The organism is Blautia sp. Marseille-P2398, from assembly GCF_964240315.1.
In the GTDB taxonomy this organism is placed as follows: Bacteria; Bacillota; Clostridia; order Lachnospirales; family Lachnospiraceae; genus Blautia_A; species Blautia_A wexlerae.
In genome coordinates, this window is record NZ_CAXSTD010000009.1 from 68,141 (window position 1) to 81,297 (window position 13,157).

11 protein-coding genes are annotated in these 13,157 nt (G+C 42.5%); 8 read left to right on the forward strand and 3 right to left on the reverse strand.

Features of this window, described 5'->3' with window-relative positions; all coding sequences use genetic code 11:
- Positions 1-151 precede the first annotated feature (151 nt).
- From ACESZG_RS11650 to ACESZG_RS11670, 5 genes are all read left to right on the forward strand, one after another.
- Positions 152-1,369 (forward strand): aspartate aminotransferase family protein, encoded by a 1,218-nt coding sequence (locus ACESZG_RS11650; protein ID WP_373218355.1) that lies wholly within the window; start codon positions 152-154, stop codon positions 1,367-1,369.
- A gap of 227 nt (positions 1,370-1,596) precedes the next feature.
- On the forward strand, positions 1,597-2,217 hold the full coding sequence (locus tag ACESZG_RS11655) for a cytidylate kinase-like family protein (RefSeq protein ID WP_022380087.1): 621 nt from the start codon (positions 1,597-1,599) through the stop codon (positions 2,215-2,217).
- Positions 2,218-2,220: 3 nt separating this feature from the next.
- A complete protein-coding gene (locus tag ACESZG_RS11660; RefSeq protein ID WP_118566005.1) occupies positions 2,221-3,741 on the forward strand; it encodes an APC family permease in 1,521 nt (506 codons plus the stop codon).
- A 105-nt stretch (positions 3,742-3,846) separates the two neighbouring features.
- Positions 3,847-5,031 carry an iron-containing alcohol dehydrogenase gene (locus tag ACESZG_RS11665; protein ID WP_373218357.1) on the forward strand — a complete coding sequence of 395 codons (1,185 nt, stop codon included), beginning with the start codon at positions 3,847-3,849 and terminating at the stop codon, positions 5,029-5,031.
- A gap of 279 nt (positions 5,032-5,310) precedes the next feature.
- Complete coding sequence (locus tag ACESZG_RS11670; protein ID WP_022380084.1) at positions 5,311-5,967, forward strand: viroplasmin family protein; 657 nt, start codon at positions 5,311-5,313, stop codon at positions 5,965-5,967.
- A 189-nt stretch (positions 5,968-6,156) separates the two neighbouring features.
- On the opposite strand, the gene ACESZG_RS11675 is transcribed toward ACESZG_RS11670, so the two are convergent.
- Positions 6,157-7,248, reverse strand: coding sequence for a PTS transporter subunit IIC (locus ACESZG_RS11675; RefSeq protein ID WP_227226506.1), 1,092 nt, complete (start codon positions 7,246-7,248; stop codon positions 6,157-6,159).
- A gap of 344 nt (positions 7,249-7,592) precedes the next feature.
- Here ACESZG_RS11675 and ACESZG_RS11680 point away from each other — a divergent pair, with 344 nt between their 5' ends.
- Entirely contained in the window at positions 7,593-8,228 is a 636-nt protein-coding gene (locus ACESZG_RS11680; protein ID WP_008706774.1) for a YitT family protein, read from the forward strand.
- A 79-nt stretch (positions 8,229-8,307) separates the two neighbouring features.
- Here the strand turns inward: ACESZG_RS11680 and sdaAA are convergent, their stop codons facing one another.
- Together sdaAA and sdaAB are read right to left on the reverse strand one after the other, a co-directional pair.
- Positions 8,308-9,177: an L-serine ammonia-lyase, iron-sulfur-dependent, subunit alpha gene (gene sdaAA / locus ACESZG_RS11685; RefSeq protein ID WP_055150769.1), complete on the reverse strand. Its 870-nt coding sequence runs from the start codon at positions 9,175-9,177 to the stop codon at positions 8,308-8,310.
- A gap of 19 nt (positions 9,178-9,196) precedes the next feature.
- On the reverse strand, positions 9,197-9,865 hold the full coding sequence (sdaAB, locus tag ACESZG_RS11690) for an L-serine ammonia-lyase, iron-sulfur-dependent subunit beta (RefSeq protein ID WP_025577539.1): 669 nt from the start codon (positions 9,863-9,865) through the stop codon (positions 9,197-9,199).
- Positions 9,866-10,614: 749 nt separating this feature from the next.
- Here sdaAB and mgtE point away from each other — a divergent pair.
- Together mgtE and ACESZG_RS11700 are read left to right on the forward strand one after the other, a co-directional pair.
- The gene (gene mgtE / locus ACESZG_RS11695) at positions 10,615-12,009 is read left to right on the forward strand and encodes a magnesium transporter (RefSeq protein ID WP_161233556.1); all 1,395 of its coding nucleotides are present in this window, start codon (positions 10,615-10,617) and stop codon (positions 12,007-12,009) included.
- A gap of 39 nt (positions 12,010-12,048) precedes the next feature.
- Complete coding sequence (locus tag ACESZG_RS11700; RefSeq protein WP_055059846.1) at positions 12,049-12,957, forward strand: LysR family transcriptional regulator; 909 nt, start codon at positions 12,049-12,051, stop codon at positions 12,955-12,957.
- The last annotated feature ends 200 nt before the right edge of the window (positions 12,958-13,157 follow it).

A 13,157-nucleotide genomic window follows, 5' to 3' on the forward strand; every position in this document is an offset into this window, starting at 1 on the left:
CAAAAAAACATGTTGACAAATCATAAGGGCAGTGATATTGTAAGAATGTACAAAATAATACACAGAAAAAGTTAAGCAAAGGCGCTTACCCATACGGGTCAGTTTGTCTTTGCTTTTTTTTATTATCTTAAGGATGCAGGAGGACACAGCTATGAAATTAAAAGACATAGGATTAACTTTTCAGGACATTAAGGACAAAGTAAACAAGTACATGATTGAGACTTATGAGAGATTTGATTTCCTTGCAGAGACAGCAGAGGGCATGTACATTTATGATGAGAATAAAACTCCATATCTTGATTTTTACGCTGGTATTGCAGTAAACAGCGCAGGAAACTGTAATCCGAAGGTTGTAGCTGCTGCAAAGGATCAGTTAGATGATATCATGCATACATTTAACTATCCATATACAATCCCGCAGGCACTGCTTGCTGAGAAGGTCTGTGAGACAATTGGAATGGACAAGATTTTCTATCAGAACTCCGGTACAGAGGCCAACGAGGCAATGATTAAAATGGCCCGTAAATATGGTATTGAAAAATATGGTCCAAACCGTTATCATATCGTAACTGCAAAGATGGGATTCCATGGAAGAACCTTTGGTGCCATGTCTGCAACAGGTCAGCCGGGTAATGGATGCCAGGTTGGATTCGGACCTATGACTTATGGTTTCTCCTATGCACCGTACAATGACCTTCAGGCTTTCAAGGATGCATGTACAGAGAACACAATTGCCATTATGGTTGAGCCTGTACAGGGCGAGGGTGGCGTGCATCCTGCAACAATGGAATTCATGCAGGGACTTCGTAAATTCTGTGATGAGAACGATATGCTTCTTCTGATCGATGAAGTACAGACAGGATGGTGCAGAACAGGTGCTGTTATGTCCTATATGAATTATGGTATCAAACCGGATATCGTATCTATGGCAAAGGCTCTGGGCGGTGGAATGCCAATCGGTGCCATCTGTGCAACAGCAGAGGTTGCAAAAGCTTTCACAGCAGGTTCCCATGGAACTACATTCGGCGGACATCCGGTAAGTTGTGCAGCTGCACTGGCTGAGGTGAATGAGCTTCTGGACAGAGATCTGGCTGGAAATGCAAAGAAGGTTGGCGATTACTTTGCAGCTAAGCTTGAGAAGCTTCCTCATGTAAAAGAAGTAAGACATCAGGGACTTCTGGTAGGTGTGGAATTTGATGATACTATCGGCGGAGTGGATGTAAAACATGGTTGTCTTGACAGACATCTTCTGATCACAGCCATCGGAGCGCATATCATCCGTATGATCCCACCGCTTATTGTTACAGAAGAAGAGTGCGACAAAGCTGTAGCAATCATCGAAGATACAATTAAATCTCTGGAAAAATAAAAATCCGGCAACGGAGTGATACAGTAAGGACAAGGGCGTCACGAATTATATTCGTGCGCCCTTTTATGATATCAGAGCCAAAAGGTCAAAAAGTCGTTCGTGCCTGCATGATAAGACTTTTGAACTTGGGACCTGCCAAACATGAGAAAGTAGCGATTTACATAGCAAATCAGCGGATTTCGAATGTTTGAGAATCTGATAAAAATTTGAGTGTGAGAGGGAAGAGCATGAAACATCTGGTAATTACGATTGGCTGCGAATATGGAGCCAAGGGCAATGCCATCGGTAAGAAGATTGCGCAGGATCTGGGGATTAAGTTTTATGATCGTGATCTTGTGGATGAGATTATCAAAGAGGTAGGCATCCCTACAGACATTATGGACAGAGTAGAGGAAGGCGGAACCATCGCAGGTAAAGGTGCACAGGGTGATGTGAGAGGCTCCTTTTCCAAATATGCGGATTTGACAGACCGCGCCATTCATGTACAGAAGCAGATTATCCGGAAGCTGGCTCAGAAAGAAGCCTGCGTAATCATAGGACGGTCTGCAGATTATATTCTGAAAGATACAGAAGGAATCCAGCTGGTGAGAGCATTTATTTATGCACCTAATGATGTTCGCGTCCACAACATTATGGAAAGCCATAATCTTTCAGAAAAGGATGCAAAGCTTCTGTTGGATGAGAAGGATAAACGTTATCATAAGAGACATCTGGCACTGACAGGAAGTAACCGCGGTGACAGACATAACAGGGATATTCTTATTAACAGTGATTTTCTGGGAATTCAGGGAACAGCAGAATATCTGGAAGATCTGATCGCAAAAAAATACGGAAAAAAGGAGGCCTGACCTATGGAACAAAAAACATCAGAATTTGACAAAGTACTTGGTGCATGGGACATACTTGTAATTGCATTTGGCGCCATGATCGGCTGGGGCTGGGTAGTTTCTTCCGGTAACTGGATTGAATCCGGTGGTGTGCTTGGTGCAGCTATTGCATTTGCAATCGGTGGAATCATGATCTTCTTTGTAGGTCTGACTTACGCAGAGCTTACAGCAGCCATGCCTCAGTGTGGTGGTGAGCACGTATTCAGCTACAGGGCAATGGGTTCTACAGGTTCTTTTATCTGTACCTGGGCGATTATTCTTGGATATGTAAGTGTTGCCTGCTTTGAGGCATGTGCATTTCCCACAATCATCACTTATCTGTGGCCAGGGTTCCTGAAAGGATATCTCTATACAGTTGCAGGCTTTGATGTTTATGCATCCTGGTTGATCGTGGCGATTGTGATTGCTTTTCTTATTATGATAATCAACATTAATGGAGCAAAAACTGCAGCAGTTTTGCAGACTGTTCTTACCTGTATTATCGGCGGTGCCGGAATTATTCTGATCGTGGCTTCTGTGGTTACAGGAAGTGTGGATAACCTTCAGGGACAGATGTTTGTTGGAAACGGTACCGGTGAAGCAATGAAAAGTATTATTAAGGTTGCAGTTATCACTCCGTTTTTCTTTATTGGTTTTGATGTTATCCCACAGGCAGCAGAGGAGATTAATGTTCCGCTGAAAAAAATCGGTAAAATGATGATCCTCTCTGTTGTGCTGGCTGTTGTATTTTACGCACTGGTTATTCTTGCAGTAGGTTATATCCTGAATCCGGCAGAGATTATTGAGTCTCAGCAGGGAACAGGACTTGTAACAGCAGATGCCATGGCCAAGGCTTTCGGGACAAAGATTATGGCCAAGGTTATCATTGTAGGTGGAATGTGTGGTATTATTACATCATGGAACTCCTTCCTCCTTGGCGGTTCCCGTGCCATGTACTCTATGGCAGAATCCTACATGATTCCTCCGTTTTTTGCAAAGCTTCATCCGAAGCACAAAACTCCGGTTAATTCTCTGTATCTGATCGGTGCCCTGACTATGCTGGCTCCTTTTGCAGGAAGAACAATGATGGTCTGGATCTGTGATGCAGGTAACTTCGGATGCTGCCTTGCATACTGTATGGTCTCTGTCTCTTTCCTGATCCTTCGTAAAAAGGAACCGGATATGGCAAGACCTTACAAAGTAGGCCACTACAAATTTGTAGGTTTTATGGCAGTAGTCATGTCAGGGCTGATGCTTCTGGTTTACTGTATTCCGGGTTCCGGTGGAAGTCTGGTATTTCAGGAATGGATCATGGTAGGTAGCTGGAGTTTACTTGGAGTTGTATTTTATGCGATCTGTAAACGTAAATATAAAGAAGACTTTGGTAAACTTATTGAACTGATCTCTGATGAGGATGCAGCAAGTCTTATGCCGGAGGCTGATGATGAAGAGCTTGATGTGGTAATCGATGCGGCTATTGACAGGGTGCTTTCCTCTATGGCATAACGCTATAAATGACATGACAATTATTTTGGGTAACAGAGTTTTGAATTTGTGCAGGGTCCCTGCACATTGCAATATTGAAAAATACAGGAAAAGAGGCAGAAATTAATGAATCCATTTGAATTTTTTATTCCTCAGAATATTACAGTCGGTGCAGGTACTCTGGCGAAGCTTCCGGAATGTGCCAAAAAGCTTGGAGGTTCTCATGCAATGCTGATCTCAGGACCAACTCTCCGGAAAATGGGAGTTGTGGATAAGGCGGCGGATTATCTGAAAGACGCCGGAATGGCAGTGGATATTTTTACAGATGTAGAAGCCAATCCGTCTGTCACCACAGTGGAAAAAGCGACAGAAGCGTATAAGGATTCCGGCGCAGATTTTATCGTTGCGCTGGGCGGTGGTTCTCCTATGGATGTGGCAAAAGCAGTGGGAGTTACGGCTAAATATGGCGGCAGTATTACAGAATATGAGGGGGCACATAAGGTTCCCGGAAAAATTGTTCCGCTGATCGCAATCCCGACTACTGCGGGAACCGGCTCAGAGGTTACGGCATTTTCTGTTATCACTGACCACAGCAGAGATTATAAGCTGACGGTATTCAGTTATGAACTTCTTCCTGCATATGCGATCCTGGATCCTGAGCTTCTCACTTCTGCTCCGGCATCTGTGGCAGCAGCCTGCGGAATCGATGCATTTATTCATGCGGAGGAGGCTTATGTTTCCACAGCAGCATCTCCGTTTTCTGACGCAATGGCAGAGAAAGCAATGGAGCTGATCGGTGGAAATATCCGCCGTTTTGTGGCAAGACGTACAGATCTGGAGGCTGCAGAGGCAATGCTTACGGGATCTCTTTTTGCAGGAATCGCCTTTTCCTTTGCAAGACTTGGAAATGTCCATGCCATGAGTCATCCGGTAAGTGCTTTCTTTAATGTGGCACATGGAGTGGCAAATGCAGTTCTTCTCCCTGTGATTGCAGAATATAATGCGCTGGCAGATCATGGCAGATATCTGAAGATTTATAATTATATCAGTCCGATCCTTGCATATGAGGATGAATTCGAACCACTGATGCTGGCGGATGCCATCAGGGAATTAAACGAAGATATCGGAATCCCGGAAGACCTGACCACAGCCATCCGCCAGGCGAAGAAGGGAGAAGAGATTTCTGATGAGGAGATTGAAAGCAAGATTGATGCCATGGCAGATGACGCTATGAAGAGCGGAAATATTGCAGTAAATCCAAGATCCTCCAGGAAACAGGATATTGTGGAATTGTATCATAAGGCTTTATAAATTCAGATAAAGAGGAATGCAGTATTTTATGTAATTGCTATAGGTTAACAGAAGGTATTGATTAAAATATCTGCTATTATAAAAAACGTGCAGAAACATTGAAGTCGACAGATAACTTCAGGTTTGAAGATTTATCCCGATTTTAAAATGTATCTGCACGTTGTTTTTTTGAGAAATTTCCATTGTATAACTTGCCTGATAGAAAGAAAGATTATATAGTATTAATCAAAATATAGTAAAGTAATGTGAGTCAAAATATTGATTGTTCAGGAGGATTTTATGGCAAAGAAGAAAATATATGCAGTACGCAAGGGACATAAAACAGGACTTTTTGCTACATGGGCGGAGTGCCAGAAGGCAGTAAGCGGATATTCAGGAGCTGAGTTTCGGGGATTTACAGAGAAAGAGGAAGCATTGGCTTTTCTGAACATGGAGACAACAGGAAATGTATCCGGTGATAAAGCAAAAGAGGCGGCAGGAATCGTGGAAGTACCTGAAAATATGGTCATTGCTTATGTAGATGGAAGTTTCGAGAAAAGTATTGGCAGATATGCCTTTGGTTGTGTGATCCTTACACCGGATGGACAGGAAATCCGTAAATCCGGCAGCGGCAGTGATTCTGCAGGAGTCGCGATCCGAAATGTGGCAGGAGAGATGCTTGGTTCCATGACTGCAGTAAACTGGGCCATAGAAAACAAATATCCAGCTGTGGAAATCCGCTATGATTACGAAGGTGTAGAGAAGTGGGTAACAGGTGTGTGGAGAGCCAAAACACCTCTGACCAGCAAATATGCTGCTCATATGCAGGAAGCAGGAAAGAAAGTAAAGATTTCTTTTTGTAAAATAGCAGCTCATACGGGCAATCACTACAATGAAGAGGCAGATCAGCTGGCTAAGAGTGCATTGCTTAAAATGGATGAAGAAGTACGAATATAAAAATCTTATCACTGAAAGGCGATTTCCAAAGGGATGAAAAATTTATGTGGATGACAATTTGAGTGATCCTCAGGGAAATCAATATACGGAAGTGGAAAAATAAAAAGCAGCTGTGTTACCATTGAAACTGTTAGCTGAAATTTTTATCAAGTAACAGTTTCAATTGACAGGTAACGCAGCTGTTTTTGCTTATGAAAGTGTCATATCCCCGTCTTTCACCCATCCAAGCTTACGGATAAACATGTTGATGAGCGGACACAGGATTGCAGGCAGGATAAAGGAAATCAGCAAAAGTCCGGCCCAGTCCCAGCCTGTGACAGCTGTTTTTGTTCCTGTGGCAATATCATTCATCCATCCGGTGTAGACACCAATCTGTCCTACGAAACCACAGGTACCCATACCGGAAGAAACCGGAGTACCGTTCATCTGAAGTTTGAACAGACAGGTTGCAAGAGGTCCGGTGATGGCAGAAGTAAGGATCGGTGCAATCCAGATGCGTGGATTTTTTACGATATTTCCCATCTGGAGCATGGATGTTCCGATTCCCTGAGAAACAAGACCACCCCATTTATTTTCGCGGAAGGACATTACTGCGAAACCTACCATTTGTGCACAGCAGCCTGCTACAGCAGCTCCTCCGGCAAGTCCGGTGAGGCCAAGCGCAGCACAGATTGCGGCAGATGAGATAGGAAGTGTCAGTGCAATACCCACAAATACAGAAACAAGGATTCCCATCAGGAACGGCTGCAGGTTGGTTGCCCACATAATAATATTTCCCACTTTCATTGCTGCACTTCCAAGTGCCGGAGCCCACCATGCGGACAGGGCAACACCTACACCGATCGTGACAAGTGGAGTGACCAGAATATCAATTTTGGTTTCCTTAGATACTGCTTTTCCGATTTCGGAAGCGAAGATGGCTACAAATAATACAGCCAGCGGTCCGCCTGCACCGCCTAATGCGTTAGATGCAAAGCCAACAGTGATCAGTGAAAACAACACCAACGGCGGACAATGCAACGCATAGCCGATGGCAACAGCCATGGCAGGACCACTCATTGCAGATGCCAGAGAGCCTACGGTATACTGGGTGTCGTTTACAGTTGCCACAGCAGTGGTCAGAAATGAAATATGAAACTGTGTTCCAAGTGTGTTGATGATCGTGCCAATCAGCAGGGAGCAGAAAAGACCCTGCGCCATGGCACCAAGGGCATCGATTCCATAACGTTTTATGGAGATTTCGATGTCTTTACGTCTGAGAAATGCTTTAAACTTTTCCATAGATTACTTTCTCCTGTTTTTATTATGTATAGAAGGGTGTATATACACCTATATACGTTTTTCTCATTATAGTCATATTCACGGAGTAAATCAAGTAGTTTTGTAACTGTTCACACACCACTATCCCGCGAAGTGTTTTGGCATGAATATGCCAAAATCACAAGACATACAAGCCAAAATTCCATTGCCGCAGGCAATCTGGAATGAATTTTGGGTACGTTACTGTGAACGGAGTGAACAGTAACGTAGTTTTAAAATAGTGGAAAACAATTTACAGAAAGAATATTGTAAAGTATTTTACTGTCTGATATGATAGAAAGAGTTAATTTTACGGAGGAAAAAAGATGAGTGAATGGATCAGAAAAATAAACTGGAAGTATGTGGTCGTAATGTTGATTGGAAATATAATCCTTGGTCTGGGAATTGCGATATTTAAACTTTCCGGACTTGGAAATGACCCTTTCAGCGGAATGGTAATGGCACTGGCAGAATGTGTGGGAATTGAATATGCCCGTTTTTTAATTCTTCTGAATCTGGGATTTTTTGTAATAGAAATTATCTGGGGAAGAAAGCTTATCGGATTGGGAACGATCATAAATGCGTTATTCCTTGGATATTTTGTTACATTTTTCTATAACCTGATCACATCTGTGATCGATGCACCGGATCAGATGGCAATGCAGGTGGTTACCGTATTTATTGGAGTTATCATAACAAGCCTTGGAATTTCCATGTACCAGCTTCCGAAACAGGGAGTTGCACCATATGACAGTATTTCTCTGATCATGACAGAGAAATGGCCGAAAATTCCGTATTTCTGGTGCAGAGTATCTAATGATGCGATCAGTGCACTGGTGTGTTGGCTTGCAGGGGGAATCGTCGGACTGGGAACACTAGTCAGTGCATTTGGATTCGGACCTTTTGTTCAGTTTTTCGATACACATTTTACATCAAAAGTGCTGGCAAAGCTGGAAAAATAATAAAAAACTGTCCTGTATATGCACATTATACGTAGAAAATAGGTGCATTACAGAGACAGTTTTTTTATTTGTCAGCCTGTTAACTGCATATATGGCATGCTTCACATGCAGATGGCGTAGTAGCGCATCCTCCCATAGCAGTTTCACGCAGTTCTGCAGGAAGCTTTTTACCCACGGTAAACATCGTCTGGATCATTTCGTCCAGAGGAATCAACTGCGGGATTCCTGCGAGAGCCATTTCTGCGGCAATTATAGCGTTTGCCACACCTGCAGCATTTCTGTTCTGACATGGATATTCTACCAGACCGCCGACCGGATCGCATACCAGACCAAGCATGTTCATAAGAACAGTAGATGCAGCAAAAGTACATTCTTTCGGTGAACCTCCCATCAGCTCTACAGCAGCAGATGCAGCCATTGCAGATGCAACCCCTACCTCGGCCTGGCATCCGCCTACCGCACCTGCAACAGTTGCATTTCGCATTGCCAGATAACCAATGGCACTTGCGTTAAATAATGCCCGTATAATCTCTTCATCAGAGAATTGATAATGTTCCTGCATTGCCAGCATCAGTCCCGGTACGATTCCGGCAGAACCGGCAGTAGGAGAGGCCACGATCAGCCCCATGGAGGCATTCGTTTCCAGTGTAGCCATAGCATAAGTAATTGCCTTCTGAAGCAGATTTCCGCAGAGACCTTTTTTCTCCTGAGCGTGGAGACTCAGCTTTCTGGCTTCGCCGCCGATCAGACCACCCATAGATTTTACCGGCTGTCTGATTGGTGAGAAAGCAGCATCTTTCATAATTCCCAGTACTCGTGTCATTTTTTTATTTACAATCTCAGAGGCTGTTTCGCCAAGCTCAATCTCACGGATACGCATAATCTCTGAGATAGGAAGATTTTTTTCTTCACAGAGTGCTAAGAGTTCATTTGCATTTTTAAAATCCATGATAAAAATCCTCCTTTCTTTACATCTGTACGATCATAACTTCATGAATATTCGGGTTCTCGCGAATCGCAGGAACGATATTCTCAGGAAGTTTGCCGTCAGATTCTACGATTGTATAAGCAATCTCTCCCTTGCTTTCACGGAACAGACGCATAAATGCAATATTGATATTGCGGTCACTCAGGCATTTGGTAATATAGGCCACAACGCCGGGAGTGTCCTGATGAATCACGATCACTGCACTGTACTCGCCTGTAAAGTCTACCTGTACGTGATTGATATCTACAATACGGACCTTGCCTCCTCCAAGGGATTCGCCGCGTACGGTCATTTTCTGGCCTTTTTCATTTTCCATGCAGATATCTACGGTGTTCGGATGAATATCTGTTTCCTGCTCATTTGGAGTGAAAGAGAATTTCAGACCTTTTTCATGAGCAATATCAAAAGAATTTCGGATGCGCATATCATCAGTAGAGAATCCCATAATACCACCCAGCAGAGCTCGGTCAGTACCGTGACCATGGTAAGTTTTTGCAAAAGAGCCGTACAGGATGAAGTCGGCTCTCTTTAACGGGCCTTCGATCATTTTCTGGGCAAGATAGGAAATACGCGCCGCACCTGCGGTATGTGAACTTGAAGGACCGATCATGTTCGGCCCCATAACATCAAATACACTGATAAATGACATATTTTTTCTCCTGTGAATATCAATTATAGTCTTGCATGTTTATGGCAATAATCTTATTATTTGCAAATTTCTGATTATATTCTATCATTTAGGAATAAAAGAAGCAAACTTATCGTTAACATTAACAAAAATTAATGTAAAAAATGAGAAAACAGGGTTGCTTTTTCTCTACTGGGCGGTTACAATAACTGTGCAAATTGAAAATAATTTTAAAAATGCTGTTTCAAAATAGGGAACAGCATAAAATTTGCTGTTAGAAATCAGATTCCCGAAAACAGGGTCTGATATCCGAAATCGTAAATTTTAAAGAAAAGGCAGGTGGAACAGAATGGATAATTGCGATTCTCATGGGCGAAGTAGTAGCACAGGATCTGAATTAAAAAGAGTATATGAGTATAGCAGCCGTTTTTGTTCTGCTGTAGTCATATATTTTCCATGTATGCATATAGAATAGAAGCTTTTTACTGTCTGTGATCTGACAGTTTCTGTATGTGGAAGATTGGATGTCTTTTTCATTTCTTATCCTGTATTTATGAAATTCCCCCGAATCATGCAATTACATATTGAGCAGTAATGATCCGGCGAAGATGCCGGACAGTTACGGACAGCGGATGAATAGCAGGTTATGGTTTGATACCCTGCGGTTTATTCTGCTGGAAAAAGCATGAAAGAAATGGCAGTAAAATGTAATAAATAACAGACTGCTTTCTTTTGGTGTGCTTTTATGCAAAAAAACGGAGGATGAAAGAATGGAGAAAAGAGTACAGGATTATTCCAAAGAAATTCTGAAGATCATCCGCAGCAACACCTCTCCTGCCGTTATGGGAGGAAGGCTGCAGGATTATCATGAGAATGATCTGGCAGATGTAATGCCGAAACTGACTGTACAGGAGCGGTGCAAGCTGTACCGTATCCTGGATACAGATATGCTCTCTGATATTTTTGAATATACAGATGAGGAGAATGCAGCAGAGTATCTGAATGAAATGGATGTGAAAAAAGCAGCAGCCATTTTATCCAAAATGGAGACAGATGCTCTTGCAGATGTATTAAATAAAGTTGAAAAAACAAAGAAAAAAATACTGATCGATCTGCTTGAACCTGAGGTTCGACGTGATGTGGAGATGATCGCATCCTTTGATGAGGATGAGATCGGAAGCCGCATGACAACAAATTATATTGTGATCACAGATAAACTGACAGTTAAGCAGGCAATGAGCAGTCTGATCGAACAGGCTGCAAAAAATGACAATATCTCCACTATTTTTGTAGTGACAGAGCAGCAGAAATTTTATGGGGCCATTAATCTGAAAGAACTGATCATTGCCAGACGGGATGATCTGCTTGAGAATCTGGTGGTGACTTCCTATCCATATGTATATGCGGAAGAGAATATTGATGACTGTATCGAAGAACTGAAAGATTATTCTGAGGATTCTATTCCGGTTCTTGACAACGATAATCAGCTTCTGGGTGTCATCACATCTGCCAGTATCATTGACCTGGTTGATGATGAGATGGGTGATGACTATGCGAAGCTGGCCGGTCTGACAGCAGAAGAGGATTTAAAGGAGCCACTGAAAGAAAGTATGAAGAAACGTCTGCCCTGGCTGATCATTCTTCTGGGACTTGGCATGGTAGTTTCCTCAGTGGTAGGAATTTTTGAGAAGGTGGTGACTGTACTTCCGATCATTATGTGCTTCCAGTCTTTGATCCTTGATATGGCAGGTAATGTGGGTACCCAGTCTCTGGCTGTGACGATTCGTGTGCTGATGGATGAATCTCTGACAGGTAAGCAGAAACTGGAACTTGTGTGGAAGGAAATGAGAATTGGTCTGTGTAATGGCGGACTTCTTGGAATTCTGTCTTTTGCGCTGATTGGATTGTATATTTATCTGTTTAAAGGAAAAACACTTCTGTTTTCCTATGCAGTATCCGGATGTATCGGTGTGGCACTGTTGTTGGCTATGTTGATCTCCAGTGCAGTAGGCACCTGTATTCCATTGTTCTTTAAGAAGATCAATATTGACCCGGCAGTAGCATCAGGTCCGCTGATCACAACAGTGAATGACCTTGTTGCAGTAATTACCTATTATGGCCTGAGCTGGCTGTTCTTATTAAAAATGCTGAATCTTGCAGGCTGAATTTCAGATAATAAAAACAGAAAGAGGGATAAAATCTTTATGGATTTAAAACAATTACAGTATTTCGTAGTATGTGCGCAGACAGGTTCATTCAGTGATGCTGCGAAAAATCTGTATTCTACACAGCCCAGTGTCAGCAAGGTAATCAAGGGACTGGAAGATACGCTGGGAATGCAGCTTTTTGAACGACTGCCAAGAGGAATCAGACTGACAGTACAGGGGCATAAGATGTATGAATATGCGTCGAAAATTATAAATGAAGTAAATGTTCTGGAAAATATGGCTTCCAGCGGAATGACAAAATGGATCCGGATATCTTTAAATCCCAGCTCCTGGTTTGCCAATCAATTTGTAGACTTTTATAATGAAACCTATGAAAAAAAATATCATTTCCAGGTAACAACAGCAGGTGTACAAAGCGTAATGGAAAGAGTCCGGGATTATATGGATGATATTGGTTTTGTATATATCCTCAGTCAGCAGAAGGAAAATTTCCTGTATGAATTGTCAAAAAACAAAATGCATTTCGAACCTATCTATGAAACAGATGTAATGCTGTATCCGGGAGGGCTGACAGAGCTTTACAATTCCGGCAAAGAGAGGGCAGAACTGGAAGACCTGGAGGGAATCCGTTTTATACAGAATTATCAGGATGAATTTTTTGACATCGGTGCTGTAAAAGAAGATGCATTCCAATGGAAGGATATTGATATTTCCGTGCTGACCAACAGTGATTATATTATGGAAAAAATGCTGAAGAACAGCAAGGTGGCAAATATAAGCGGAAGTTACCTGTCAGAAAACAAAGAAGGAACTACACCGGGAATCCCTCTGGATCTTGGAGACAGTAAAGTGATTTTTGGTTTTATACTCCACAAAGGAGAAGAAATGGATGAGAGTGTGGCAGAGCTTGTGGAGTTTTTAAAGAGCAGACTGCCGAAGCATTAATTGCCGAAGCATTAATAAAAATTGCAGTTGACTTTTTAACTTATTTTGCATATACTAATAGTAGCTAAGAAATGAAGTGAAATTTCCATGAAGCGAAACGAAAGCCCTCAGAGTTGCCGCTCTGAGGGCTTTTTTGCTCGTTACGGGGAGCTGTTCCGTTTAGACTGTTGCTGTCTAATGTCCGCTGTCCAGCCATTTGC

Bases quoted from the DNA above. Each gene is read 5' to 3' on its own strand.
- ACESZG_RS11700 (WP_055059846.1), top strand. From the start codon at position 12,049: ATGGATTTAAAACAATTACAGTATTTCGTAGTATGTGCGCAGACAGGT.
- ACESZG_RS11655 (WP_022380087.1), top strand. From the start codon at position 1,597: ATGAAACATCTGGTAATTACGATTGGCTGCGAATATGGAGCCAAGGGC.
- mgtE (WP_161233556.1), top strand. From the start codon at position 10,615: ATGGAGAAAAGAGTACAGGATTATTCCAAAGAAATTCTGAAGATCATC.
- sdaAA (WP_055150769.1), bottom strand. From the start codon at position 9,177: ATGGATTTTAAAAATGCAAATGAACTCTTAGCACTCTGTGAAGAAAAA.
- sdaAB (WP_025577539.1), bottom strand. From the start codon at position 9,865: ATGTCATTTATCAGTGTATTTGATGTTATGGGGCCGAACATGATCGGT.
- ACESZG_RS11670 (WP_022380084.1), top strand. From the start codon at position 5,311: ATGGCAAAGAAGAAAATATATGCAGTACGCAAGGGACATAAAACAGGA.
- ACESZG_RS11665 (WP_373218357.1), top strand. From the start codon at position 3,847: ATGAATCCATTTGAATTTTTTATTCCTCAGAATATTACAGTCGGTGCA.
- ACESZG_RS11675 (WP_227226506.1), bottom strand. From the start codon at position 7,248: ATGGAAAAGTTTAAAGCATTTCTCAGACGTAAAGACATCGAAATCTCC.
- ACESZG_RS11650 (WP_373218355.1), top strand. From the start codon at position 152: ATGAAATTAAAAGACATAGGATTAACTTTTCAGGACATTAAGGACAAA.
- ACESZG_RS11660 (WP_118566005.1), top strand. From the start codon at position 2,221: ATGGAACAAAAAACATCAGAATTTGACAAAGTACTTGGTGCATGGGAC.
- ACESZG_RS11680 (WP_008706774.1), top strand. From the start codon at position 7,593: ATGAGTGAATGGATCAGAAAAATAAACTGGAAGTATGTGGTCGTAATG.